Origin of the sequence: Segatella copri (assembly GCF_009494835.1) — a bacterium.
Taxonomy (GTDB): domain Bacteria; phylum Bacteroidota; class Bacteroidia; order Bacteroidales; family Bacteroidaceae; genus Prevotella; species Prevotella copri_F.
On sequence record NZ_VZBE01000001.1, the window covers coordinates 116,748 to 142,922 of the forward strand.

Consider the following 26,175-nt stretch of genomic DNA (forward strand, 5'->3'; position numbering starts at 1 on the left):
TGCTGTAGTTTTTTCAGTCTAATTAAGAACATTATTTATTGGAGGGACCCACTATGGATGACCAGAACTTGAAAGACCTCGAAAGAGAGCAGGCTGATAACCAGTTGATTGGCGATGCCTTTCAACACCTGCTTGACACCTACCTGAGTTCGCGACACCGCAAGAAGGTAGATATAGTGACCAAGGCATTCAACTTCGCCCGACAGGCGCACAAAGGTGTGCGCCGCCTCTCGGGCGAACCATATATCATGCACCCTATCGCCGTGGCTCAGATAGCCTGCGAGGAGATGGGGCTCGGCTCAACGAGCATCTGTGCCGCACTGCTTCATGATGTGGTAGAAGATACCGACTACACAGTAGAAGATATCTCAAACATCTTTGGAGCCAAGGTGGCACAAATCGTTGATGGACTCACCAAAATCAGTGGTGGAATCTTCGGCGATAAGGCATCAGCACAGGCAGAAAACTTCAAAAAGCTATTGCTCACTATGAGCGATGACATCCGTGTTATCCTTATCAAGATTTGCGACCGCCTGCACAACATGCGCACGCTGGAATCGCAACCGGCCAACAAACAATACAAGATTGCGGGCGAAACCTTGTATATTTATGCACCTCTCGCCAACCGATTGGGCTTGAACAAAATCAAGACCGAACTCGAAGACCTCAGCTTCCGCTACGACCATCCACAGGAGTATGCCAACATAGAGCATAAACTTGCCGATACCGAATCGCAGCGCGATACCCTCTTCGAGAGTTTTACTGCACCAATCCGCGAAGAACTCGACAAGTTAGGTGTAGAATACAAAATCAAAGCACGTGTGAAGAGCCCTTATTCTATTTGGAACAAGATGCAGAACAAGCACGTTACCTTCGATGAGATTTACGACATTCTTGCTGTGCGCATCATCTTTACGCCAAAGGTGAGAGCAAACGAAGTAAACGAATGTTTCAATATCTACGTAGCCATCAGCAAAATCTACAAGAGCCATCCAGACCGTCTGCGCGACTGGTTGAACCATCCGAAAGCAAACGGTTATCAGGCACTCCACGTTACCCTGATGAGTAAGCAGGGAAGATGGATAGAAGTACAGATCCGTTCCGACCGTATGGACGAGGTAGCAGAAAAGGGGTTTGCTGCCCACTGGAAATACAAAGAAGGAAACGAAGGTGAATATACAGAAGATGAGAACGAACTGAACGACTGGCTCAGCACCATCAAGGAGATTCTGGACGATCCGCAGCCGGATGCCATGGACTTCCTCGATGCTATCAAGCTGAACCTCTATGCTTCAGAAATCTTCGTCTTCACACCAAAGGGAGAAATCAAGACGATGCCGGCAGGCTGTACTGCCCTCGACTTCGCCTTCCAGATTCATACCTTCCTGGGCAGCCACTGCATCGGAGCCAAGGTAAACCATAAGCTGGTTCCGCTGAGCCATAAGCTGCAAAGTGGCGACCAGGTTGAGATTCTTACTTCCAAGAGCCAGCATGTACAGGAAGAATGGGTAAACTTCGTCAGTTCAGCCAAGGCAAAGAGCAAGATTCTTGCTATCCTGCGCCGCGATTCACGAGAGGTTCAGAAGAAGGGAGAAAACATACTCACCGAATGGCTCAAGAAGAACAGCATCGAGATGAGTGCATCGGTGGTAGACCGCCTATGCGATTTTCATAATATCCAGAAGCCTGAAACCCTCTTCCAGTCATTGGGAGACCATCAGATTATCCTAGGCGATAAAGATTTCGATGAGTTGCAGGGCAAGCCTAAGAAACAGCAGGCCAGCAGCTGGCGCAATTATATCCCATTCCTGGGCAAGAGCAAGGAGAAGGCTCAAGAAAAAGGCATCGTGAAGCCTCAGGATCTTTTCGTGGTGGGCAAAGACTTCAACAAGAAGAAGCCACTCATCCTGACCGAGGAGAACATCAACCAATTTATCTTCCCTAGCTGCTGCCATGCGATTCCTGGCGATGACGTTATGGGCTTTATCGACAACAAGAACCGCATCGAAATCCATAAGCGCTCTTGCAGCATAGCAGCCAAACTGAAGTCCAGTTTCGGCAACCGCATCGTAGATGCCAAATGGGATATGCACAAGCAGATACTCTTCGATGCTACCATCGAAATCAAGGGTATCGACCGTAAGGGCATGCTGCTGGATGTAAGTAAGGTGATTAGCGACCAGTTAGGCATCAATATCCATAAGTTAACTATCAGTAGCGACAACGGCATCTTCGACGGTACCATCGAACTCCGTGTTCACGACCGCGAAGAAGTTAAGACCATTATGAACCAACTCCGAAATATTGATGATCTGCAGGAAGTACAGAGAATCCTGTAACTTAGGAGTTTATGATAATAAAGAAAAGATAAATAACAGAGAATCGCCGGATTTAAAATCTGGCGATTCTCTATGAAATCATACAGATTTCAACATCTTTATAGAAATCGATTCAAAACAAAAAACTTAAAAACAATATGAAAAAATTATTCTTATCATTTTTAATGATGTTGCCCCTGTTGTCTCTGGCAGCAGCCAACAAGTATGACAACCCCGACACGATTGTAGTATCCCGTGATGGTACCGGCGAATTCCGCACCATCGACGAAGCCATCGAAGTATGTCGTGCTTTCATGGATTACAGCAAGGTAATCTACGTAAAGAAAGGCGTGTACAAGGAGAAACTCATCCTCCCTTCATGGCTCACCAACATCACCATCTGTGGTGAAGACCGTGATAACACTATCATCACATGGGACGATCATGCCAACATCAAGATGCCTGTAGGTGGACTCGATTCAGAAGCTGCTGTAAAGGGTAAACCGATGGGCACATTCCGCACTTATACCCTGAAGGTACAGGGCAGTTACATCACCCTGAAGAACATCACCATCGAGAACAATGCAGCCAAACTGGGACAGGCTGTCTCCCTGCATCTTGAAGGCGATCATATCCTGGTTCAGAACTGCCGTCTGCTGGGCAATCAGGATACCGTTTATACAGGTATAGCCAACAACCGTTCAGCCTTCTACGATTGCTACATCGAAGGAACCACCGATTTCATCTTTGGTCCGGGAAGAGCATGGTTTGAGAATTGTGAGATTCGCAGCAAGGCCAACAGCTACATTACAGCTGCCTCCAGCCCAGCCGGTCAGGAATATGGCTATGTATTCAACAAGTGCAAACTTACCGCCGAGCCAGGCGTAGACAAGGTTTACCTGGGCCGCCCATGGCGCCCTTATGCAGCTACCCTCTTCATGAATTGCGAAATGGGCAGCCACATCCGTCCAGAAGGATGGCACAACTGGGGCAAGCAGAGCAACGAACAGACAGCCCGCTACAGCGAATATAACAACCACGGTGCAGGTGCTGCAACCAAGGCACGCGTAGCCTGGAGCCGTCAGCTCACCAAGAAAGAAGCTGCTAAAGTTACCATCGAGAATGTCTTCGGCGAAGAAGCGTGGTAACTCTAGCTAATCATAAAGTCCAAAGTTACTAAACCAGTCCATCGAGCTGCTTTTTGAGTTCTTTGAGCTGGTCTCTTACAGAAATAAGGGTGTCGAGAACTTCAGAAGATTTCTCGGCACCCGTTCTGTTTTGGTTCAGATACTTACGGGCAGCCGCAATCTTCAATCCCTTCACCTTGATAAGGTTGTAGATAAGCCTTACCTGCTCAATATCCTTATCGGTATACTGACGCACTTTGTTGCCAGCAACCTTCGGTTTGAGAAAAGGAAACTCCTTTTCCCAATATCTCAACGTAGAGTCGTTTAGACCAAACATTTCACCTACTTCCTTGATAGAATAGTACAATTTCGTTGTTTTATCTGGAATTATTGCCATTTTTTCCGTCTTTAATTTCAAAAATAATTAATTTAGTTGCAAAATTAAACAATTCTTCTTATCTTTGCAAAGATTTTCGGAAGAAAATGCCCTAAAGGGCAAAAATATTTTCTGAGAGGACTCTCAATCCCCTCTCCAAAACAGGAAAAAGAAATTAAAGATAAATATAAAAAAGATATGATGACAGCTAATGAAGTGCGCGAATCCTTCAAGAAATTCTTCGAAGGTAAAGGCCACAAGATTGTTCCATCAGCACCTATGGTTATCAAGGATGACCCAACGCTGATGTTTACAAACGCTGGTATGAACCAGTGGAAAGACATCATCCTCGGTACAAAAGACCCAGGCAAGGATGTTCGTCGTGTTGATACTCAGAAATGTCTCCGTGTAAGCGGTAAGCACAACGACCTCGAAGAGGTGGGTCACGATACTTACCACCACACCATGTTCGAGATGCTCGGTAACTGGAGCTTCGGCGACTACTTTAAGGAGGGTGCCATCGATATGGCATGGGAATACCTGACCGGAGTGTTGAAACTCAACCCTGCCGACCTCTACGTTACCGTATTCGAGGGTAGCAAGGAGGAAGGTCTGGAACGCGACAACGAGGCTGCAGGTTACTGGGCTAAGCACGTGCCAGCCGACCACATCATCAACGGTAACAAGCACGACAACTTCTGGGAGATGGGCGATACAGGTCCTTGCGGTCCTTGCTCAGAGATTCACGTGGATTCTCGTACTCCAGAGGAGAAGGCTCAGGTGCCAGGCCGTGAGTTGGTAAACAAGGATAACCCACAGGTCATCGAAATCTGGAACATCGTGTTCATGCAGTACAACCGCAAGGCTGATGGTTCTCTCGAACCACTCCCAATGCACGTTATCGATACAGGTATGGGCTTCGAGCGCTTGGTTCGCATGTTGCAGGACAAGCACTCTAACTATGATACAGATATTTTCCAGCCAATCATCAAGGAAATCGAGGCTATCTCTGGCAAGAAGTATGGCTTCACTACTCCTACAGGTGAGAATGGTGAGGGTAAGGATGAGCAGGAGAAGATCGACATCGCTATGCGTGTTTGCGCCGACCACCTCCGTGCCGTAGCCTTCTCTATCGCCGACGGCCAGTTGCCAAGCAATGCCAAGGCTGGTTACGTAATCCGCCGTATCTTGCGCCGTGCCGTACGTTACGCTTACACATTCCTCGGCCAGAAGCAGGCATTCATGTACAAGCTCGTCAATGTATTGGTAGAGCAGATGGGTGCAGCCTTCCCTGAGTTGCCAGCTCAGCAGGAGCTCATCACCCGCGTGATGAAAGAGGAAGAGGATTCATTCCTCCGTACCTTGGAGAAGGGTATCAACCTCCTCAATGGCGATATGGACGAGCTCAAGGCTCATGGCGAGACTCAGCTCGACGGCGTAAGCGCATTCCGTCTCTTCGATACATACGGTTTCCCTCTCGACCTGACAGAGCTTATCTGCCGTGAGAATGGTTACACCGTAGATGCTGCAGGCTTCGACGAGGAGATGAAGAAGCAGAAAGAGCGTGCCCGCAATGCTGCTGCTGTAGAGAACGGCGACTGGGAGGTTTTGAAAGAAGGCGACCAGAACTTCGTGGGTTACGACTATACAGAATATGAGTGCCACATCCTGCGCTACCGCAAGGTGACTCAGAAGAAGAACTCTTTCTATGAGTTGGTACTCGACAACACTCCATTCTATGGTGAGATGGGTGGACAGGTTGGCGACAAGGGTGTACTCGTTAGCGAGAACGAGACCATCCAGGTTATCGACACCAAACGCGAGAACAACCAGAGCATCCACATCGTAAAGGAGTTGCCAAAGGATGTAAACGCTGATTTCATGGCTTGCGTAGATATCGAGAACCGCGAGGGAAGTGCAGCCAACCATACAGCTACCCACTTGCTCGACTACTGCCTGAAGCAGGTTTTGGGCGACCACGTAGAGCAGAAGGGTTCTTATGTAGATAAGGACACCTTGCGTTTCGACTTCTCTCACTTCCAGAAGGTAACTGATGAGGAGCTCCGCAAGGTAGAGCACATGGTAAACGAGATGATCCGTGCCGACTATCCATTGGATGAGCACCGCGATACTCCTATCGAGGAGGCTAAGGAACTTGGCGCTATCGCCCTCTTCGGCGAGAAGTATGGCGACAAGGTTCGTGTAGTTCGCTTCGGTCCATCTGCCGAGTTCTGTGGTGGTATTCATGCCAAGAGCACAGGTAAGATTGGTTTCTTCAAGATTATCTCTGAGAGCAGCGTAGCAGCCGGCATCCGTCGTATCGAGGCTTTGACAGGTAAGGCTTGCGAGGAGGCTATCTATGGTTTGCAGGATACCATCGTAGCGTTGAAGGGCTTGTTCAACAACGCCAAGGATCTCGAAGGTGTCATCAGAAAGTACATCGACGAGCACGATGCCTTGAAGAAGGATGTTGAGAAGTTCCAGGCTCAGGCTGTAGAGCGTGCCAAGGATAAGCTTGTAGAGAATGCAAAAGAAATCAATGGTGTGAAGGTTGTTACAGCCGTATTGCCAATGGAGCCAGCAGCTGCCAAGGATTTGGTATTCAAGGTTCGCGAGGCTTTGCCAGAGAACATGATTTGCGTGGTAGGTTCTGTTTATAACGACAAGCCTATGCTCAGCGTAATGTTCAGCGATGATATGGTAAAGGATCATGGTTTGAACGCTGGTAAGATGATTCGCGAAGCTGCCAAGTTGATTCAGGGCGGCGGTGGCGGTCAGCCTCACTATGCTCAGGCTGGCGGTAAGAACAAGGACGGCTTGAGCGCTGCAGTAGATAAGGTTGTAGAGTTGGCTCAGCTGTAATCTGCTTCCACATTTGAATATATGATAGAGTTATCTTAACTCTTATATATAATAAGGTATAAAGGGTTGCAATCCATCTTTTCGAGGATTGCAACCCTTTTTCTATTGACATTAAAGGGGTCTCCATATCATAATTATCAATTTATGATAATCATCAAATGATAAAATTCCTTATTTTATTATCATTTTATGATAATCACTTTATGATAATCGGAATAAAAGTTGTATCTTTGCAGAAGATAAGCTGCACTCGGCAATTTGTAAGCAAGCTTACATTGCGCTCGTTTGCATTATCTTTGCAGCCGTAAAATATATAATAAGGTATAAATATGGTAATGAAGAATCCTTTTGTCACAAATGGTTACGCCGGTCCGGAATACTTCTGCGACCGTATGGAAGAAACCCAGCACATCACAGAGATGCTGACCAATGAGAATAACATGGCTCTGATTTCCCCTCGACGCATCGGAAAGACAGAGCTGATTCACCATTGCTTTGCCCAGCCAGTCATCCAAAAAGATTATTATACTTTTATCATAGACATCTATTCAACCAATTCCGTCAGCGATCTGGTCAATATGTTCGGCAAAGCCATTATTGATGAACTTCGCCCTAAAGGTAGAAGCGCTTGGGAGAAATTCCTGATAGCACTCTCTTCTCTCCGTTCAGAAATCTCTTTCGATATCAACGGGGCTCCAGTTTGGGGAATAGGCATCGGCAACATAGTAAATCCCGAAATTACGCTTGATGAGATATTCTCTTATCTCAACCAAGCCGACAAGCCATGTCTTGTTGCCATCGACGAGTTTCAGCAAATCACCAACTATGCCGACAACCGCATAGAAGCTTTACTCCGTACCTACATTCAGCGTTGCACCAATGCCCACTTCATCTTCTCGGGTTCTCACCGCCATCTGATGGCAGAAATGTTCACATCTCCTGCCCGCCCATTCTATCAGAGCGTGACGCTGATGAACCTGAAGCCTCTGGATGTGGAGAAATACAAGGAGTTTGCCACAGCCAAGTTCGAGGAGCGCAACAAGCATCTAGATACTGCCATTATCGGAGAACTCTTCGCCCGTTTCGGTGGTGTCACTTCATACATCCAGCGAGTAATGAATGTTCTCTTCCTCAAGACTCCCGAACAGGGTACCTGCACTCTGGATATGGTAGATGATGCCATCAACTACAATCTCAACATGGCATCAGACACCTACGAGACCCTTCTGCGCCAGATGCCGGAAAAGCAGCGCAATGTCTTCATCGCCATCTCTGCAGAGGGCGAAGCCAGAAGCGTAAAGAGCGGAGCCTTCGCAAAGAAATATCATCTCCCGTCGCCAAGCTCTGTAAATTCCGCCCTGAAGGGATTGCTGGAGAAAGATTTCATTACCCAGCAGGATGATGCCTACGTGGTATATGACAAGTTCTTCGATTTGTGGCTGAAGAAGTATCTGAAATAGTATAAGGTGATTTCAATATTTTTGTTACCTTTGCACCCAAATTTAAATATATATTCAATATGGCTATTATAAAGACAGTAGAGGGAAAAAATCCTCAATGGGGAAAGAATTGTTTTATCGCTGAGAACGCCGTACTGACCGGCGACTGTATTCTTGGTGATGACTGCAGCATCTGGTATAGTGCGGTATTGCGCTCTGACGTGGATGCCATCAGATGTGGAAACAGAGTGAATGTACAGGATTGTGCATGCATCCATCAAACCGGTACGATGCCTTGCATCCTGGAGGATGATGTATCTGTGGGACATGGTGCCATCGTTCATGGAGCTACCGTTAGAAAAGGCGCACTCATCGGAATGAATGCCACCGTGCTTGACAAGGCTGATATCGGTGAAGGAGCTATCATTGCAGCAGGTGCTGTAGTTACCCATGGCACCAAGGTTCCTGCACATGAGATTTGGGCGGGAATTCCAGCCAGGAAAGTAAAGACCTGCGCTCCTGGACAAGCCGAGGAGTTTGCCAAGCATTATTCCGGATACATCAAAGACTGGTATCTGAAGGAAGATTAATTGTTACAACGAGCATTTAATATCATTGAAACAATACCATCTATAAGTTATAAAAACTAAAAATAGACAAGTTTTATCACTTATAAGTGAAACTTTTCGTATATTTGCAAAAATTTTCATTTATAAGTGATAAAAATATGGCAACTATTATTCGTCAATCATATATCGACAAGATAGAAAGGTATCTTGGTAAGGAGACTATCATCGTATTAGTAGGTCAACGTCGTGTAGGTAAAAGCTGCATGATGAAAATGATTCGTGACCGCAAGAAGGCAGATGACTGCAACAATATCATCTTTATAAATAAGGAGAAAAGAGAGTTTGACAACATTCAGACCTATCAGGATCTCAACGACTATATCGGAGAGCACTTTCAGTCCGATAAACATAACTATATCCTTATCGATGAGATACAAGAAATCAAGGAATTTGAACGATCCATCCGAAGCTATCGCACAGAACCCAACACCGACATTATCATCACAGGTAGCAATGCCCGCATGCTGAGCAATGAACTGAGCACACTCATCGGTGGCAGATATAAGGAAATCTATATCCAATCGCTGAGCTATAACGAGTTTCTGGAATTTCATCAACTATCAGATAATGACGAAGCACTTGCTCTGTACATTCAGTATGGTGGCCTGCCTGGTCTGGCAAAGATAGGTCTTGAAGAGGATGATGCACGTGAATATCAAATGGATATTTACCATACCGTTTTGCTTAAGGATGTCATTATGCGCAACCAAATTAGAAACGTGCCATTCTTAGAGAACCTGGTGCGTTTCCTGGCAGATAACACAGGTAAACTCATCTCAGCCAACAGCATCTCCAAATATATGAAATCTCAAGGAGAATCCATTGCTTCGGCAGCTATCACCAATTACATATTCTTCCTTTGTGAAGCCTATATTCTGCACAAGGTGAACCGCTATGACATCCACGGCAAACGTATCTTTGAAACCAACGATAAGTTTTATTTTGAAGACAACGGCATTAGAAATGCCATTGCCGGGGGAACACGTGAAGGAAACATTGAGAAAGTGATAGAGAATATCATCTATCAGAACCTCATACGCTTGGGCTATCAAGTTTATGTAGGACAACTGCAAGCTGGAGAAATCGACTTTGTTTGTACCAAGCCAGAAGGCGAACGCATCTACGTGCAAGCTTCCTACATCATAGCCGACGATGCAACCAGAGAACGGGAGTTCGGTAATCTCCGTGCCATCAAGGACAATTATCCGAAGTACGTTATCTCCATGACTCCTCTGCTCACAAAAAATGATAATGACGGCATCACGCACCTGCATCTTCGCAAGTTCCTGACTGAAGGAATATAAAAACGATAGAGCAAACCAGTTAAATAGCGTTAATGCAATAAACCTTATCGGGTTTTAGAAGTCCAAAAGATGGTTTTGGTAGAAACCATGACTCACTTCGTGTCGAATTAACTCCATTTTAGTGTCATACTTGTTGGGTATATAAATTAATAATAAGAATAACAGGAGAAAATCCGATGAAAAATTTTATGAGAAATTATTCAGGAAAACTACAACAACTACTTTGCTTGCTGACATGTGTACTGATGATTGCGGCTGTCAGTATTCGAAGAGACGGCAAGGTGGTAGGACAGAATGTGAATCAGCAACAGACAGTAGCACCAAAGACTGAGCCCATGGCTGTGCTTGAAGATGGTTCTGTACAATTGAATACTACAGAACTTGGAAAAGACATTGTAGGCTACGGAGGCATCGTGCCATTGGAGATTACCTTGCAGGATGGCAGGGTAAAGAGTATCAGAGCACTTGCCAACTCAGAGTCTCCCGATTTCTTTAAAGAGGCTTCTGCCCTTCTTACAAAATGGAACGGCAAGACGATAGAAGACGCTCAGAAGATAAAGGTGGACGCCGTGTCTGGCGCAACATTCTCTTCGAAGGCAATCATCGGAAACGTGCAGCGAGGACTTCAATATGCAGCTAAGAATCCTGTAAAGACTTCCGTATGGTCAGAGTTTGATTTCTCTGCCAAGGCTATAGCCGGACTGATTGTTGTGCTCATGGCAGCCATCGTACCGCTTTTCATCAAGAACAGACGATATAGGATAGGTCAGCAAATCTTGAATGTCATAGTGCTTGGTTTCTGGTGTGGCTCATTTCTTAACTATACATCAATCGTCAGCTATATGTCGAATGGCATGAACATAGTGGCATTGATAGTACCGGTCATCATGATAATCACGGCATTCGTATATCCTCTCTTCGGCAAGAAATCATACTATTGTACGCATGTGTGCCCCTTTGGTTCTTTGCAGGAGCTTGCAGGAAAATGCGTTGGATATAAAGTCAGAATGAAACCAACGACAGCCAGACGACTGGATATGTTCCGCCAGATTCTGTGGGCCATACTCATGCTGTGTTTGTGGACGGGTATATGGTTCGACTGGATTGATTATGAACCCTTCTCTGCCTTTGTATTCCAATCAGCATCATGGATTGTCATTGCCATTGCCATAACCTTCGTGGCACTCTCAACGGTAATCATGCGACCATACTGTCGCTTTGTCTGTCCTACGGGATCACTCATTAAATACAGCCAAATCTCTATTTTAAAGAAAAAGAAATAGAAATAAACCGGTCATTAGAACGCATGATAAACGATGCATTCTGACGGCCGGTTTTTACTTGGTATGAACTTTCAAAAAACAAAATCATCATTTCTAGGTATTGCATATTTCCTGATAAGTCAGTACCTTTGCACCCGCAAACAAGACCGAGGCAGGAATGGCATATATTCCAGCCTCAGCCGGAAAGCATGGAATAAAAGCAACGGATAAGCGAGAAACAGTCATTGCCCATATCATTCCTTACATATTATATAATAAGGTGTAACTGCCTTTTTATATTTATATCCCTGAAGAATGTGCTAGGCCCGACGTATAATTACTCCTTATGGTACCACAAATTATTTTCCAGCAAAACGGAAATAACTTTGATATGATAAGAAGCAACTATATACGTAGGGGCGTATTGGCTCTATGCATGCTCATCATGACGATGGCGGCATGGGCACAGCACGATTCAGACTCCCTCAAAAATGATTTCAGTAAGCATCATCAGCAGGATAACTATAGAAAGAATCTGCATGGTGACAAGTTAAAACAAACCCAGCATCTGGGCGAAGTAGTGGTTCGTGGCAACCAGGTAAAGCGTGTCAACTCGTCGGCATTCAATGTCATGGCAGTAGATACACGTCGCCTGCGCAACACCAACCTCGACCTGGCGCATGTTCTCGACCGCATATCGGGCGTGAAAGTGCGTGAGGACGGAGGTCTTGGCTCTGGCGCAAGCATCAACCTGAATGGCTTTACGGGCAAGCACGTGAAACTCTTTATCGATGGTGTGCCGATGGATGGTGCATCATCCAGTTTCAGCATCAACAATATACCTGCGAGCTTTGCCAACCGCATCGAGGTATATAAGGGTGTCGTACCCGTAGATTTCGGTGGAGATGCCCTGGGAGGTGCCATTAATATCGTGACCGACCACTCGCCGCATACATACGTTGATGCCAGCTATAGCTATGGCTCATTCAATACTCATCGCAGTAATCTCTCTCTAGGATGGACGGGCAAATCGGGGCTTATGCTCCGCTTGAACGCCTATCAGAACTATTCAGACAACGACTATAAGGTAAAGACGCAATGGACTGATCTTGAGACCAATGCGGTGAGTAACGAAGAGGCATGGTTCCGCCGGTTCCACGACAGATACCACAACGAGGCTGTCATCTTCCAGCTGGGTGTGGTAGATAAGACATGGGCCGACAAGCTCGTCTTCGGCTTGAACTATAGCCATGAATATGCACAGATACAGAACGCCAATCTGATGAAAATCGTGTTTGGCGGCAAATATCGCACAGCGCAAGGATGGACTCCCTCACTGCTCTATGAGAAGCGAAATCTTGCTATCCCAGGTTTGAACTTCCGATTGTCGGCACGTTACGACATGGTGAAGACCAATAATGTGGATACGCTCAGCCGCACCTATAGCTGGACGGGTGAGTATAAGGTAAATGCCTATCAGGGCGAGGGAGTTCCGACGCTTGCCGAATTCAAGGGTTACACCCTGGCTACCGTTGCCAACCTGACCTATCATCTTGGCGACCAGCATTTCTTTACGCTCAACGATACTTATACCCATTATCGCCGCCGCACCACCAACGCGGCATCCAATAGCGTTCAGAGTTCAGCAGCCACCTTCATGCGCCGCATCAATGCCAAAAACACCTTGGGACTGTCGTACAAGTTTATCCCCAACCAGCATTGGAACATGGTGGCCTTCCTGAAGTACTACGACTCACATGTTAGAGGACCTGTGAACATCGCTTCATCCGGGCGTGCCGACTATCAGGAGCAGGAACATTCTACCGATGCCTTGGGATATGGTGCAGCAGGAACTTACTTTCTGTTGAACAAAGACTTACAGATAAAGCTGTCGTATGAGCGAACCTATCGTCTGCCTACCGACCGTGAGCTCTTTGGTGATGGCGATTATGAGGATGGCAATGCCACCCTTCGCCCGGAGAAGAGCGACAACGTGAATCTGAACCTGGGCTATCAGCATACTTTCAATGATGCGCATACCCTAAGTGTAGATGCAGGCTTCAACTATCGCCACGTAGCGGATTACATCATCCGAACCATCGGACAGAAGGGAGTAGCCGTGAGCACCAACCACGGCAAGGTGCTGGGACTGGGAATGGACCTGGGCTTGCACTACTATTACAAGGATGTGGCAAGTATCGGTGGAAACTTCTCCATGCAGAACACCCGCGACAGAGAGCGACTCAACAGTATCGGGGCAGAATCGGTAACCTATGGCGACCGTGTGCCTAACTTGCCTTATACATTTGGCGGTGCTGATGCAAGCTATACTTTCAAGCATGTGTTGGGCAAGGCAAACCGACTTACCATAGGCTGGAACATGAGATACGTACACCGGTTCTTCCGCTCATGGGCAAGCGAGGGTGCTAAACTCTATGTGCCAGAGCAATGGAGCCATGATGCCAATCTGGTGTATGCGATACAAGGCGGCAGATACAACGTATCGATAGAGGCGAACAACTTCACCAATGCCCTACTCTACGACAACTATAGCTTGCAAAAGCCAGGGCGCAGTTTCAGCATCAAGTTCCGCTATGTGTTTTACAAGCAATAGTAAGGGTATTATCTTAGGAAAATATTGATTCAGAATACATTATAATTAATCAGTAACATACGTTTAAAAGAATGAAAAAGACTTATTTATCACTGTCAAGAATGGCAGTGACAGGGCTATTCTTGTGCCTTTTCGGAATCACACCCGGGCTTACAAGCTGTAGCAGCAGCGATGATATTTCGGGTGCAGACAGTGGCTCGGGAAATGAAAACGGAGACGGTTCCTCTTCGGGTTCTGATGAAGCAGTAAAGAACGGGAAGGGTTCTTACTTCATTGCCGTAAAGACCGACAATGGTACAGAATACATCATGCAGACTAACAGTCTGACGGCAGGCAATCTTGACATCAGAAACAACATCATGGAATTGCCACAGACAGAATATACCTGGATATTCAACAACCACGATGCCATCGGCATGGTTTATCAGCAGCAGTTTGCCGGTCTGGGATATGGATTGCGCTGGACATCGGATGATTCTCAGTTCTCCAAACTGGGTGAGTTCCGCATTGAAACCCGCTTCTCCAACTATGGCTTCTTCAATGGTCAGTTGCTGACCAGTGTTGGAGGTCAGGTTTCTGCCGACGGCAAGCGAAACGACGGAGCCACCTTCGCCTTCTGGAACATCACTGCAGACGGAGTGAAACTCGATCATACCAAGACCATCTGGACGGAAGACATCACAGGCAATGGTCAGCAGGTCACCTTCTCAAGCATCATCGACAATGGCGACGGAACTTTCCTTACAGCGATGGTTCAGTCTGCATTCCACCAGACGGGAACCGGTGATGGTTCCAGCATTGGCGACGTGAAATATCCCGATAGTGTATGGGTGGCAAAGATGGATAAGGATCTGAACGTACTGAAGGTTTATCGTGACGACCGTATCAGCTATGCAGCCGGCCAATATCGCTCTCAGGTTCTCCACGAAGTATTCAAGACCAACGATGGTACGGTGTATGTCTTCTCCAATGCATTCAATACCGCAACCACCCGCAAGGCTGGTGCTCTGCGCATCAACAAGGGAGCAGAGGAATTTGATAAAGATTATTATTTCGACATTCAGACTCCTGCCGATGGCTACAAGTTCCGACGTGTATGGTACATCACAGACAGTAAGTTCCTGCTCGAAATCTACAACGAGAAGAATATCAACACCATGACAGTCGGCCATCAGTTTGCCATCGTAGATATGGAGAGCAAGAAGTTTACCTGGCTCAGCGGCATCCCTACGAAGAATCTCATCACATCGGGTACGGAAACCGGAGGCGTTCCGATGTATGCAGATGGAGTAATCTATCTCCCTATCACCCAGTTTGGCCAGGATGCAGCCATCTATCAGGTGAATCTAGAGACTGGTGTGGCAACCAAGGGTATCAGCATCAAGGGTGTGACAGAAATCAGAACACTCGGAAAATTAAACAGATAAATTCAATATCATTCATATATAAATAGAAATTAAAAAAACATGAAAAAATTATTCTTTTCAGCAGCGCTCATGGCGCTTGCATCATGCATGACATTCACATCATGCTCAGATGATGACAACAACGAAAATGGTGGCGGTGCATCCGTCATCGACCCAAAAGAGGTTAGCTTTGTCGTAACTTCCGGCGACCCTAATACCGACCTTACCGGTGGTGTCTATATGAAGGTTTACAATGATCTTTCTACTGCCAAGAATGGCGAGAATGTATATGGCGCAGCAGATGCGGTGAAGTGTTACGACAGCTTCACACAGGTTACTTACAATAAGACCACTGGCGTTTTTACGGGCTATATCTATGCCCGCGGTGCTTCTGCTGAAGGTATCGGCAGTCTGAAGGCAGGTCTCCGCAGCTATCAGGTAGAGAATGGCAAGATGGTGGAGATTGGTTCACCAGTCCTGGTTTCCGCTTTCGGTAACACAGGTACATTTGGAACCTATTCCTACGCAGCACAAATCAGTCAGCCATACGCCATGGTAGTGGATAAGACAGGTGCTGGCAACAACATTGCGCTAGGTCTTACCCAGTATGCCATCGATGAGGTAAACCCAAACATCTCCAATATCGTTGATATGGGCAATAATCAGGTGGCAATGGTTGTGAATTACAGCAATCGTGATTCAGCCGCTGTTGCCATCTGCGACTATAGTCTGAATATCAAGAAGATGATTTACGACGATCGCATCGGCACATCAGTGGGAGCCATGCGTTCTGTGCGTTACACCCAGAGCGGTGCCGATGATAATGGCAACATCTATGTATTCTCAGGTTCCAGCGCTACAGACAGCAAGGTGGGTGCCCTGCGTATCAAGAAGGGTGAGACAGAGTTTGACAAGAACTATCAGTTCAATATCTTTGCCGCATCAGATGGTTACCGTTTCCGCAAGGCATTCCACATCAGTGGCAGCAAGTTCCTGCTGGAATTCTATCTCGACAAGAACAAGTATGGCAACATGGATGCTTCCGGCAAGATGGCTGTAGTGGATATGGATGCTAAGACCCTGACATGGGTAACCGGACTGCCAGATGCCTCTACCGTATCATTTGGCTGGGGCGACGGCTATGCTGATGCCTATTACCTGCCAGTGGCTGCTCCTACAAGCATGAGTGGTGGTTCAGGAAGCGGTTCTGGCGGTAGCTGGAATCATGGCGCCAAGAGTGTAACTCGTGCAGAGAGCACCTCTTCCGTTACTCCAACCATCTACAAGATAGATGCAACTACAGGTGTAGCAAGTCCATTCATGACCTTCGGAAATGGCGACTTGCTCAAGGCTATAACAATTCTTAAACAATAAATTATTATAATGTATTTTTCAAATTGTATGCATAAACTTAACAAAATGCTCATAGTCGCCTTGGCGGCTATGGGCTTTGCTTCGGCAAATGCACAGACTACTCTTCCAGGAAGCATCCAGGATGCAGTGAAGGAAAATGTAAGTGCAAAGGCTGTGATGGAGAACATCATGACCCGCACAAGCGTAAGAAAGTTCAAGCAGCAGCCAGTGGAGGATGTCAAGATAGAAGCCTTGCTCCGTGCCGGTATGGCTGCACCTACAGCGAACGATATGCAACCATGGCATTTTGTGGTTCTGAAGGACAAGCAGGATATTGAGAAATATGCCGAATCCAATAAGTATCATGCAGAGGATATCAAAAAGACACCTCTCTTCATCTTTGTCTGCGCTGATACCACCCGTATGGCAGAGGGACAGGGCAAGGAACTCTGGGTACAGGATCTTTCCGCCGTTTCCGAAAACATTCTCCTGGCAGCTCATGCCATGGGATTGGGAGCCTGCTGGACAACCATCTATCCTATCCAGAAGAAAGTGAATGGCATTTCCAGAACATTGAATTTGCCTGACAATCTGATTCCGCTAAATGGTATCATCATCGGTTATCCTGACGAGCCGGAGCAGCCAAAAGATAAATGGGATACCAAGAAGATTACCTACGGAATACCGAACTAGGGAATACCTAAAAATGATGATTTTTAAAAGCGGCTTTGTCTGTTACAGAATTATTTTGTAATTTTGCGCAATATTATCAAGGATATAACAAATATAATTATGAAGAAAAGAACATTGATTTTAGCAGCAATATTAAGTATGGGAATGGCTGGCAGCATGATTGCAACAACCAGAAGCTCACACTCTGAGGTAATGACCAAGGAAGCTGACGGTACTTACATCATCAATACCACCACACTGTGCAAAGACGTTAAGGGATTTCGTGGCAATACGCCCCTTTCTATCTATATCAAGAAAGGAAAAATAGTAGGAATCAAGCCGCTTGCCAACAAGGAGACTCCCAACTTCTTCAATAAGGTAAAACAGGGGTTGCTCAACAAATGGAATGGCATGAAAGCCAGCAAGGCAGCTACTGTCCAGGTAGATGGCGTTACGGGTGCCACCTTCTCCAGCAAAGCAGTAAAAGAAAATGTAAAGCGTGGCATTGCTTATTACCAGAAGCATAAGTAGGGAAAGATTGATTCATAAAATAATAAATCCCGGCAGGAGATAGCATGCAGCTATTCTCTTGCCGGGATTTTTGGTAATGTAGCTTAGCCCCTTGAATTTCCCATTTCCCAGGAGAGAAATACTAAGCCCTTATTCCTCCCCATTCAGGCATTCGCCCGTCTCATAACTCTTCGTCATATCCTTTAAGATATCAATCATCTCCTGCCTCAAGTTCTCGGGCTTCAGTACGATGATATTTCTGCCATGCCATAACAGTTCCTGAAGGAAATCACGGCTGGGGCGAATGGTGAGGGTATATTCCCGATACATTCCATCTTTCGACTCCTTTACTTTCTGCTGACTCTCGTGCAGCGGAACCTCCTCGATGTAATTGTATTCCGGATAGAAGGCACGGATGCGGATTTGCTCCACGGGCACATCTTCCATCCGATAGATGCCAAAGCAATCTTCATAATAATTCTCTGGAGTCAGGAACTTCTTCATCTTTGCCGGCAACGGATGCTTCTCGCAAATAAGCTTCAGGAAACTGATGCGGTCGAAAGGAAGACAGCGAACGAACTTCTTCTCATCAACCTCAGCATTCAAATCAGCATCTCCATCAACCTCAGCACTTGAATTCTTCACTCTTCGTTCTTCACTCTTCACTCCAATCACGTACCACCGTTGTTTGAAGTATCTCACGAAAGCCGGTTGCAGCACGATATCGCTCTCTGCTCCGAACCCCGAAACATACTTAAACTTCAGCAGATATTGCTTATCTATCGCTGCAAGAATATCATCCAGATATTCCGTATTGTATGGCGGCGTATCAAGCATCACCTTGTTATGAAATTTCAGCATATCACCAAACGAAGCCAACCGCAGGGAACTCAGCATCCATTCCGTCACATCATCATTAGCGATCGGATCACGCTTCAGATAATACCGATAGCCGTCGCTCTTGTCGCATTCCACAGTAATGCCAAACTGCGACTGGATATTTTCACGATAACGATGAAAAGTACGTTTGTCCAACTCATCCTCATCCTGATTAGCGTTGGCATCACGCCACTCATTAGCAATCTCCTCAAAGGTAAGATGCTTACGATCCAAGAGGCCAATCAGCCAACTATAGAATTTTACACGATTGTCCATAATCTCTAAAAATCTAATGAATATTTACGAGAAATGCCTAAAAAGAAAAGGAGAAAAGATAGCCAACAAAATGGTAATGCTAAATGCTGGTGTTTCTGACTTTTGTCATATACCAATGCGCGATACACTTGTGCCCGATGCTTGAAATGAACTGTGAACAAACTCGTCTCTTTGCATGAAACACATGAATTATTAATAATGCTAACACAGACCTATTGCCTGATGTCAGTTTCTTGCTGCCTCTATCTTTTCTCCGAAAATTTTAATCTACTCAATGAAAATTTCAATCCTCGCTCCATTAGCGGGGCAAGTCTTGCAAATCTACCAAATCTACAGTCCAGTTCAAACTCTGAATTTTCAGGTCGAGTTCCCGATACTGCTTGGCATAGGTATCAGCCTCCTTACGAAGAACCTTTATATCTATGGTTCTAACATATTTCAGTTCGTTTCTGCCAAAGCGAGTATCGTTGGCAGCTACGTAGTTCACCACCTCTTTCAATGCCTTGACACGCATCGACAAGACGTCTCTCTTGGCTATCAATCGAGTCAAGGAGTCTCCGTCCTGAACTATCTGAACGTTGGTGATGTTGATGCGATAAATCAAGCCTTCCAACTGGACGAGTGCTTCATCCAGTTCCTTGTACAGTTCCTCCACGTTATCGCAAAGCTCATCACCCTCCTGCACTTTGGCGCTTTCCTTGATACGTTCTTTCAGTTGAGCCACTTTCTTCTGCAAGTCGGCTCTGATGCTCAATGCTTCTGCTAACTTCATAATCTTCTATTTTTTATATATGACGTTCTAATTTTATTTTTATTGCATCACAAATTATTTTTCACCTTTCCAAACAAGGCACACCCTCAGGCCAATGAGGGTCATTCTCGTTTACATCAGGATAATGAATATCTCGCTGCTCTGACACGCTGCGCTCATAATTCAATTTCACATTGATAGTGAAATCATCCATGCGGAGAATATCTGGCAGGCACCATGGCTCATGAGTATGCAAGGCATGCATCGCATAACAGATACACAAATGGTCGTACGCCTTGTTGTGCAGATAGCCTTCCGCCCACGACGTGCCATCGTCGAGCGTATCAGTCAACTCTCTCAACGTATCCTCTTCGTTGCCGAAAAAGTTGGCAGACGCACCATTCACGATGGTATCCATCTTGCAATGTCCTGTACTGAGCAACTCATCTGTCAGATGAATCATATAGTCGAAGTCGGAACCGTAATAGTCATCATTCTCGAGATGCAAGACCGAGTCTTTGTCAGCATACTCGAATCGAAGCGTACTGTCCAAGTCGTAGCAGAAACGGTCGTCCACCTTGTATGGCGAACGGTAGAGCGTAAGCCAAAGGTTACGGCACTGCTCAAAACACTCCAAGGTGAGTTTGTAGAGTTTGTCGTTCAACTTGCTCAATCGTTCCACCTCGGCAGCAGTAGGATGAAGCATCATCTCATCGAGCGTCACCTCACGAAGCCCGAGCAAATCGTCCAGCAAATCCCGCTCCGTATCACTGAAGTTACGGAAGAACCCATCTGGATTATTATCCTCCCGATTCACCACCTTCTTGATACGACGTTCCACCTCTTGCACGATGGCACGCTTATCCTCTATCGTAGACTTTTCTCTTATAAAGTCTATAAATTTGAAGTGAGGCTCCGAACTATAGCTACGGTCGTTCTCTACATCATCTATCAGTTTTTTCCATTCCTTTTCCATTTACTTCCTCTTTAAAGAATACGTTTCCTTTTTTCCATTGATACACCTCTCGCTCATATCTCAAGCTGACATCCGTCCAAAAATCATCCATACGAAGGATGTCAGGCAAAGAGTAATGCTCATGACTATGGAGCGAGTGAAGGAGATGGCAGATACAAAATTTGTCGAAAGCCTGATTGTCGAGATAATCCAAATTCCAGTTGGTCCCATCATCAGCCACTAGAGGTTCCCCATACGAATACCGCCCACTATCCCTAAAATTGCAATGAAAATGGAGCATATACTCGAAGTCTGAGCCATAATAGTCATCATTATCCATCTTGAGGACGGAATCCTCATCATTCCAACTGAAATCAACGTGCTCCTCCACATCATAATAATCCTCGTTTGCCATCAAGCTCGGTGAGTGCAACAAAGACTTCCAGAGGTTGCGACCTTGCGCAAAGGCATCCTTCGATAGTTCATGAAGTTTATCGTTCTGATGTCCCAAACGCTCAATTTCTTCCTCTGTAGGATTTAACATCATCACATTGAGAATCTTTACCCGAGTACTCCAAAGGGAATCAAGCACCTCCCGCTCCTGTTCACTGAACTTACGGAAGCGGAAACTCTTGTCCGCATCATAACGGGCAATCATCTTGATGCGACGCTCTACTTCTTGTACAACTCTGCGCTTGTCATCATCCGACGCTTCGCCCACATAATCCATCAAAGCAAGAAAGCCTCCGTTTCAAACGGATCTTTCTCAATTGTATCGATAAGTTGAATCCAATTTTCCTTCATCTTCACCTACGATTTCACCATTACTAACTTCTATTATCTTATCATCGCCAAAGCTTCCTCCCCGTATCTTGTAGGGAGAGTTTCGCTTCAACGTCTTCTCCAAATACTCCAAGTCTTTGGGACGGAGATGAGTGAGAGCGAAATCCACCTCATTCAGCTGCGACTGATTGCTCAAGGCAAGATGCTGGAGATTGTGACACATGAAGATGTCCAAGCGACGCAACTTGTCGTTCTTACTCAAATTCAAAGACACCAAATCTTTGGCACCCTCGATATGCAACTCCTCCAAGAGAGGATTGGCAGAGAAATCCAATTTCTCGTTTCTTATCTCGTGGAAGTCGATGAACTCCAGCAAAGGATTCTTGCTCACGTCGAGTTTCTCCTCGCCATACCCAGAATAGCCCAAGATACGCAAGTTAGGACATTCCGTGAGAATCACATCTAAGGTTTTCACCTCGAACATGCCACATCCATCAAATCCTATAATGGCATCCTCCTCTTCCGAACAGATGGTAATGGTGTAGTACATGCCCTTCTCAGGATAGGCATGACCTGCCTCCACCCAAGCCAACTTTTCGGAAGCAGGTTTCTGTTTACCTGTCACGACCTGTACCTTTCCATCGCCCCAAGCGATTCTTGCCTTGCTGCCTTTCTTCAGCATCAAGTGCAAGCCTACGGTCTCCCCCATTGTCCAGTCCAAAGTCTGGATATTGATTGTAATCTGTGCCATAATTCCTTGTTTTATGTTTACAGCTGCAAAGGTACAGGTTGGGTGTGTCAAATCGTGACGCAAGCGAGAAAATTATCTCAAAAATCTTTGTATCACCTTGTGCCAATAGTCCCAGGAATAGCCTACGGACGGATGATTCACCGCCATCACTTTCACCTGCTTGCCATTACTCAGAAGATAAGTACCCATAGCAACAGGATAACCATCCACTACGATGTCGTCGCCATCCTGCCAGCGCACATTAGGAAGATTATCCCAAAGCCTCTTGCCCCATACGATGACATACTCAGGTTGGTACTTTTCGATGACCTCGAAGAAAGCCTTGCCAGCCTGGTGATATTGTTCGGCTGTGCCAGCCTCGCGAGGACCACCCATCGCCACTTGCAGATAGTTGAAGAAGATAACCGAGTTCCAAATCTTCAGCCTCATTGCCTGGTCTGTTTCTTCACCCACTAACGAACGCTCAAACTTCAGAAAAGTCCGCATCCAGTTCTGCCGTTCCTTGTTCTCATTGAGATAATCATCAAGCACCTGCTGCGTAAAGTTCATACACTCCCGATGTAGCTGGCAGTCGCCACAATCCGTACAACTCTCATCACAATAATGACTCTCGCCCAATATCATGATTCGCTTGCCGAATATCCCCCCGTTGGCATAATCCTTGCCAACGAAGGGTTGAAAGAAAATATTCCTATTCATCTTTTAGAACAAAGAAGCTATCCAATCATAAGCCATGGTTCCCAAGCGAATAGCCCATGAAATCACCACATAAATCAACCAGCAAAGCACGACGATGAACACAGCCGTCCAGAATGCCTTCTTATTCACCTTATTGATAATCTCCTTATCATCCTCGATATACCCGGTAACCAATCTCAGGTTCTCTACATACGAACGTTTGAATACATCCAGCACATCACCTATATAGAAAGGTATGGCACCTATCAGTACATCCATCAAGATATTATAGATGACAGCCAAAGTCAGCGGAATAGACTTAACCACGCAAAGACTGTAATAGATAAATGGGAATGCAAACACGCTCGTCAAAGCATCACCGATACCGACAGGAAGGATGAAACCAAGGATAGGATCCAAGAACCACTTGTCCATATACTTCGCCGTACCTACCATCAGACGATATGATGGCATGTTCATCATCTTCTCACGCTTTGCAGCTTTTTTATCAGCCCTCGCCTGTTCTTTGGCAAGAGCCGCCTCTCGCTTTTGATCTTCTTTTGCGAAATCCATGCCCAAATCAGCCTGGGCCTGCTGTCTTCTTGAACTTTCCATACACCTTATAATTCTATTTGTTTCTTACCATTTATAAATTCCGTGAACTCCTGTTTCGAAAGAGAGAAACCGCTCAAGTCGCTCATCAACTCCATAGCCTGCTTACGTTCCTCCTCACTACCAGCCAGATTGATGCGCTTGAACACCTCACGAAGATAAGCACTCTTGTTGTCTATCTTAGCCATTTCACGCTTAAACTCATCAGCATGTTTCTTCAACTCCTTATCGTATGCAGCCGAAGCCAAGCTACCACTGAGCTGCTGCGCTTTGAGCTTAGCGAAACTATCAAATAGAGCAATACCTTTCTGTAAGGATTGTTCCATAGCACCAGTTAACTGCGCCAAGTCTTCCTCGCTATACTCTGCAGGTTTGTTCTGTTGTGCGGTCTTGCCCTCTATCTTCTTAGGGTCTTTCGTGTATGCTTCAACTCCGTCAAGCAGATTCTTAGCCATATCCTTGTCGGCATGAAGATTGTCTGCCAACATTCCTGTAAACAGAGAAAGGTTCTGCTCCACATCAGCAGGAAGCTTGGCTGCCTCCCGATAATCGGGAATATCTACCATATGCACCAACTTCTCATCAATCTTACTCTCCATGATTTCACGTCCAAGTTTCAGCATGGCAACCATATCACGAAGATGTTTCAGCATCTTCAGCTTCAATTCGTCAGAGCAAACTATCTTGCTTCTGATTTCCTTAGAAACCTTATCCAGTTCACTGGAGAGTTTGGCATACTCATTTTTGATGCGGGTTTGTTCCTCACGATGCGATTCCAATTCCTCCTTATCCAACTTCAAATCTACCTGATAGCTCTCGTATTCTCTCACAAGAGGGAAGCATACCGCATTCCATTCAGCAAAGTCGCGATAGTAGTTTTTGTTGGCCATACCAAAGGTGATCCAGTTGACGAGGAAGAAAGGCTTGGAAGGCTTCTTCGCCTTCGCTTCCATATAGCTTCCCTGCTTAGACTCCAAGGTAGCGGTGATGTCATTAATCAGCGAGGTATAGACATCGATGTTCTGAAGATGGTCGTTCATTTCCATGTCCAGCGCCTTCATCTGCTGAAGCAGACATTTTCGTTGCTCCTCCAATGGACGAATAGTCTCATCCGCATACAAAGCATCAAGCGTCGCCTTCAAGTCAGAAGCCAACAGTTTTTCTCCATAACGCAAGAACACATTCGCCTTCGGGATTACCACATCATTGAGCGTCTTGCAGATTACCAACAATCGTCCCATATCAGCCTTGATGCGAGTGGCATCATGCTTCACGCTGGTTTGGAAAACTGATAAATCAGACTTCAAACGATTAGCGCGTTCACTTGCTCCCATATAGTGTTCGAGCATTGTCAGTCCTGCCATCGCCAATCCCAATGACTTGTTGCCATTCGACAAAGACTTATAAGCCTGCAAAGAACCCTGTAAGGAAGTACGGAAACTATCAGAAATCTCACCAATCAAAGCTGCACATTTCTCCGTGAGCTTGTTATATTCCAGCTCCACATACTTAAGCATCTCGTCCACATCCAACCACTCTATTCGCTTGAAGTCGAACAGATCAGGTGAAACCATCTTAATAGAGTCGCCATAGATATCAATCAGTTTCAGGGCATAGTCACGATAAACCGTCCCGATATCACTACGCAAGGAAGTAAAATCTTCGATATTTCCACGAACACTATCCTCAGCATAGTGATAAGCCTCCACCATCTTGGTATATTTATCAAACATGGTAGACGCCTTACTTCTTACATCTTTCACGCCATTCGTGCCCATGACAATATCAGCCATCTTCGACGTTCCCTTAACAAGAACCAGGTTAAGGTTCAATTCCACTTGCTCTTTCAACTGCTCCAAAGCAGATGAAGACAACGCCAGTTCCGTCTCAGCTATCTTCAAAGCCTCCTCCTTGTTGCCCTGTTCCAGGCTGTCATTCAACTTGTATTCAGCCACAAGGGTTGTACGTGAATTATTGGAAACAAAAGCAATGGCGATATTGCCATTATCATGGAAATATCTGTAGGCATCAAATACCAGCTTACTCACTTCCGAGGAATCGGAAGCTATACCATACTTCTTCAGTTCAAAAGCCAAATCTGCACGAAGATACGTCTTGTTCTCCTTGCAGAGTTCATCAGCAATCGTCTTGATTGCCTGATATACTTTTTGATTATCAGCCATACTGTTCATCGTATTTATATTTATATTTATTTATTCTTTATCACTTCCTACAAATGCCGAAACCTTCATAAAAGAGAAGGTTGCATCAACGAGCCAACCGATACATGAGCCGACTGTAGCTATCCACCAGGCAACAAGATAACCTGTAGTACAATTGGTAGCCTTGAAAAGGACATCGCCGTCAAAGAGATGCCTCACCAGATTAGGCAGGAAAAACAATCCATGCGCCAATCCAGCTTGCCATCCATACAATTCCGTACCATTGATGTTGACAAACAATACTGCTGCCACTATTGCAACGATTGGTCGCCAGGGTAGGAACATGAAAACCATTACAAGAAGCCCTATAATTTTATTCATTTTTCGTTATACTTTATTTATGCTATGATTTCATCTATACAGACAATTATCTTTTAGATACATCTTGTTGTTTCT

At 45.7% G+C, this 26,175-nt stretch carries 22 protein-coding genes; 12 read left to right on the forward strand and 10 right to left on the reverse strand.

Annotation, left to right across the window (positions count from 1 at the left end; translation table 11 throughout):
* The first annotated feature begins 53 nt into the window (after positions 1-53).
* Together F7D47_RS00450 and F7D47_RS00455 are read left to right on the forward strand one after the other, a co-directional pair.
* Entirely contained in the window at positions 54-2,339 is a 2,286-nt protein-coding gene (locus F7D47_RS00450) for a RelA/SpoT family protein (protein WP_022121421.1), read from the forward strand.
* 137 nt (positions 2,340-2,476) lie between these two features.
* Complete coding sequence (locus F7D47_RS00455; protein ID WP_153086420.1) at positions 2,477-3,466, forward strand: pectinesterase family protein; 990 nt, start codon at positions 2,477-2,479, stop codon at positions 3,464-3,466.
* Between the two features lie 28 nt (positions 3,467-3,494).
* Here the strand turns inward: F7D47_RS00455 and F7D47_RS00460 are convergent, their stop codons facing one another.
* Positions 3,495-3,842: a MerR family transcriptional regulator gene (locus tag F7D47_RS00460; RefSeq protein ID WP_022121419.1), complete on the reverse strand. Its 348-nt coding sequence runs from the start codon at positions 3,840-3,842 to the stop codon at positions 3,495-3,497.
* Between the two features lie 177 nt (positions 3,843-4,019).
* On the opposite strand from F7D47_RS00460, the gene alaS reads away from it, so the two are divergent.
* From alaS to F7D47_RS00510, 10 genes are all read left to right on the forward strand, one after another.
* Complete coding sequence (gene alaS, locus F7D47_RS00465; protein ID WP_153083488.1) at positions 4,020-6,683, forward strand: alanine--tRNA ligase; 2,664 nt, start codon at positions 4,020-4,022, stop codon at positions 6,681-6,683.
* Positions 6,684-7,018: 335 nt separating this feature from the next.
* A complete protein-coding gene (locus tag F7D47_RS00470; RefSeq protein WP_153086421.1) occupies positions 7,019-8,143 on the forward strand; it encodes an AAA family ATPase in 1,125 nt (374 codons plus the stop codon).
* Between the two features lie 59 nt (positions 8,144-8,202).
* Complete coding sequence (locus tag F7D47_RS00475; RefSeq protein WP_153086422.1) at positions 8,203-8,712, forward strand: gamma carbonic anhydrase family protein; 510 nt, start codon at positions 8,203-8,205, stop codon at positions 8,710-8,712.
* A 137-nt stretch (positions 8,713-8,849) separates the two neighbouring features.
* Entirely contained in the window at positions 8,850-10,055 is a 1,206-nt protein-coding gene (locus tag F7D47_RS00480; RefSeq protein ID WP_153086423.1) for an ATP-binding protein, read from the forward strand.
* Between the two features lie 188 nt (positions 10,056-10,243).
* Positions 10,244-11,338 carry an FMN-binding protein gene (locus F7D47_RS00485; RefSeq protein ID WP_153084651.1) on the forward strand — a complete coding sequence of 365 codons (1,095 nt, stop codon included), beginning with the start codon at positions 10,244-10,246 and terminating at the stop codon, positions 11,336-11,338.
* 370 nt (positions 11,339-11,708) lie between these two features.
* Positions 11,709-13,931, forward strand: coding sequence for a TonB-dependent receptor (locus F7D47_RS00490; protein WP_228113603.1), 2,223 nt, complete (start codon positions 11,709-11,711; stop codon positions 13,929-13,931).
* 71 nt (positions 13,932-14,002) lie between these two features.
* Positions 14,003-15,358, forward strand: a complete 1,356-nt coding sequence (locus tag F7D47_RS00495) for a DUF4374 domain-containing protein (protein WP_153081343.1) — start codon at positions 14,003-14,005, stop codon at positions 15,356-15,358.
* A 39-nt stretch (positions 15,359-15,397) separates the two neighbouring features.
* Complete coding sequence (locus tag F7D47_RS00500) at positions 15,398-16,711, forward strand: DUF4374 domain-containing protein (protein WP_153084650.1); 1,314 nt, start codon at positions 15,398-15,400, stop codon at positions 16,709-16,711.
* Positions 16,712-16,756: 45 nt separating this feature from the next.
* Positions 16,757-17,383 (forward strand): nitroreductase family protein, encoded by a 627-nt coding sequence (locus F7D47_RS00505; RefSeq protein ID WP_153081347.1) that lies wholly within the window; start codon positions 16,757-16,759, stop codon positions 17,381-17,383.
* A gap of 99 nt (positions 17,384-17,482) precedes the next feature.
* Positions 17,483-17,893 carry an FMN-binding protein gene (locus F7D47_RS00510; protein WP_153086424.1) on the forward strand — a complete coding sequence of 137 codons (411 nt, stop codon included), beginning with the start codon at positions 17,483-17,485 and terminating at the stop codon, positions 17,891-17,893.
* A 129-nt stretch (positions 17,894-18,022) separates the two neighbouring features.
* Here F7D47_RS00510 and F7D47_RS00515 read toward each other — a convergent pair whose 3' ends face one another.
* The 9 genes from F7D47_RS00515 to F7D47_RS00555 form a co-directional block, all read right to left on the reverse strand.
* Entirely contained in the window at positions 18,023-19,027 is a 1,005-nt protein-coding gene (locus tag F7D47_RS00515) for a helix-turn-helix transcriptional regulator (RefSeq protein WP_153086425.1), read from the reverse strand.
* Between the two features lie 298 nt (positions 19,028-19,325).
* Positions 19,326-19,799, reverse strand: a complete 474-nt coding sequence (locus F7D47_RS00520) for a DIP1984 family protein (protein WP_153086426.1) — start codon at positions 19,797-19,799, stop codon at positions 19,326-19,328.
* A 61-nt stretch (positions 19,800-19,860) separates the two neighbouring features.
* Positions 19,861-20,754: a hypothetical protein gene (locus tag F7D47_RS00525; protein WP_153086427.1), complete on the reverse strand. Its 894-nt coding sequence runs from the start codon at positions 20,752-20,754 to the stop codon at positions 19,861-19,863.
* Positions 20,723-21,466 carry a hypothetical protein gene (locus tag F7D47_RS00530; RefSeq protein WP_153086428.1) on the reverse strand — a complete coding sequence of 248 codons (744 nt, stop codon included), beginning with the start codon at positions 21,464-21,466 and terminating at the stop codon, positions 20,723-20,725. The genes F7D47_RS00525 and F7D47_RS00530 overlap by 32 nt, the downstream gene beginning before the upstream one ends.
* 33 nt (positions 21,467-21,499) lie before the next feature.
* Positions 21,500-22,267 carry a hypothetical protein gene (locus F7D47_RS00535; protein WP_022120466.1) on the reverse strand — a complete coding sequence of 256 codons (768 nt, stop codon included), beginning with the start codon at positions 22,265-22,267 and terminating at the stop codon, positions 21,500-21,502.
* 72 nt (positions 22,268-22,339) lie between these two features.
* The gene (locus F7D47_RS00540; protein ID WP_153086429.1) at positions 22,340-22,966 is read right to left on the reverse strand and encodes a hypothetical protein; all 627 of its coding nucleotides are present in this window, start codon (positions 22,964-22,966) and stop codon (positions 22,340-22,342) included.
* A 3-nt stretch (positions 22,967-22,969) separates the two neighbouring features.
* A complete protein-coding gene (locus F7D47_RS00545; RefSeq protein WP_153086430.1) occupies positions 22,970-23,560 on the reverse strand; it encodes a DUF4112 domain-containing protein in 591 nt (196 codons plus the stop codon).
* Between the two features lie 5 nt (positions 23,561-23,565).
* Positions 23,566-25,740 (reverse strand): hypothetical protein, encoded by a 2,175-nt coding sequence (locus tag F7D47_RS00550; protein ID WP_153086431.1) that lies wholly within the window; start codon positions 25,738-25,740, stop codon positions 23,566-23,568.
* Positions 25,741-25,770: 30 nt separating this feature from the next.
* On the reverse strand, positions 25,771-26,100 hold the full coding sequence (locus F7D47_RS00555; protein ID WP_153086432.1) for a hypothetical protein: 330 nt from the start codon (positions 26,098-26,100) through the stop codon (positions 25,771-25,773).
* Positions 26,101-26,175: the final 75 nt, after the last annotated feature.

What these genes read in the sequence shown, in the direction of transcription:
- F7D47_RS00450 (WP_022121421.1), top strand. Translation starts at nt 54, where the DNA reads ATGGATGACCAGAACTTGAAAGACCTCGAAAGAGAGCAGGCTGATAAC.
- F7D47_RS00455 (WP_153086420.1), top strand. Translation starts at nt 2,477, where the DNA reads ATGAAAAAATTATTCTTATCATTTTTAATGATGTTGCCCCTGTTGTCT.
- F7D47_RS00460 (WP_022121419.1), bottom strand. Translation starts at nt 3,842, where the DNA reads ATGGCAATAATTCCAGATAAAACAACGAAATTGTACTATTCTATCAAG.
- alaS (WP_153083488.1), top strand. Translation starts at nt 4,020, where the DNA reads ATGATGACAGCTAATGAAGTGCGCGAATCCTTCAAGAAATTCTTCGAA.
- F7D47_RS00470 (WP_153086421.1), top strand. Translation starts at nt 7,019, where the DNA reads ATGAAGAATCCTTTTGTCACAAATGGTTACGCCGGTCCGGAATACTTC.
- F7D47_RS00475 (WP_153086422.1), top strand. Translation starts at nt 8,203, where the DNA reads ATGGCTATTATAAAGACAGTAGAGGGAAAAAATCCTCAATGGGGAAAG.
- F7D47_RS00480 (WP_153086423.1), top strand. Translation starts at nt 8,850, where the DNA reads ATGGCAACTATTATTCGTCAATCATATATCGACAAGATAGAAAGGTAT.
- F7D47_RS00485 (WP_153084651.1), top strand. Translation starts at nt 10,244, where the DNA reads ATGAGAAATTATTCAGGAAAACTACAACAACTACTTTGCTTGCTGACA.
- F7D47_RS00490 (WP_228113603.1), top strand. Translation starts at nt 11,709, where the DNA reads ATGATAAGAAGCAACTATATACGTAGGGGCGTATTGGCTCTATGCATG.
- F7D47_RS00495 (WP_153081343.1), top strand. Translation starts at nt 14,003, where the DNA reads ATGAAAAAGACTTATTTATCACTGTCAAGAATGGCAGTGACAGGGCTA.
- F7D47_RS00500 (WP_153084650.1), top strand. Translation starts at nt 15,398, where the DNA reads ATGAAAAAATTATTCTTTTCAGCAGCGCTCATGGCGCTTGCATCATGC.
- F7D47_RS00505 (WP_153081347.1), top strand. Translation starts at nt 16,757, where the DNA reads ATGCTCATAGTCGCCTTGGCGGCTATGGGCTTTGCTTCGGCAAATGCA.
- F7D47_RS00510 (WP_153086424.1), top strand. Translation starts at nt 17,483, where the DNA reads ATGAAGAAAAGAACATTGATTTTAGCAGCAATATTAAGTATGGGAATG.
- F7D47_RS00515 (WP_153086425.1), bottom strand. Translation starts at nt 19,027, where the DNA reads ATGGACAATCGTGTAAAATTCTATAGTTGGCTGATTGGCCTCTTGGAT.
- F7D47_RS00520 (WP_153086426.1), bottom strand. Translation starts at nt 19,799, where the DNA reads ATGAAGTTAGCAGAAGCATTGAGCATCAGAGCCGACTTGCAGAAGAAA.
- F7D47_RS00525 (WP_153086427.1), bottom strand. Translation starts at nt 20,754, where the DNA reads ATGGAAAAGGAATGGAAAAAACTGATAGATGATGTAGAGAACGACCGT.
- F7D47_RS00535 (WP_022120466.1), bottom strand. Translation starts at nt 22,267, where the DNA reads ATGGCACAGATTACAATCAATATCCAGACTTTGGACTGGACAATGGGG.
- F7D47_RS00540 (WP_153086429.1), bottom strand. Translation starts at nt 22,966, where the DNA reads ATGAATAGGAATATTTTCTTTCAACCCTTCGTTGGCAAGGATTATGCC.
- F7D47_RS00545 (WP_153086430.1), bottom strand. Translation starts at nt 23,560, where the DNA reads ATGGAAAGTTCAAGAAGACAGCAGGCCCAGGCTGATTTGGGCATGGAT.
- F7D47_RS00550 (WP_153086431.1), bottom strand. Translation starts at nt 25,740, where the DNA reads ATGGCTGATAATCAAAAAGTATATCAGGCAATCAAGACGATTGCTGAT.
- F7D47_RS00555 (WP_153086432.1), bottom strand. Translation starts at nt 26,100, where the DNA reads ATGAATAAAATTATAGGGCTTCTTGTAATGGTTTTCATGTTCCTACCC.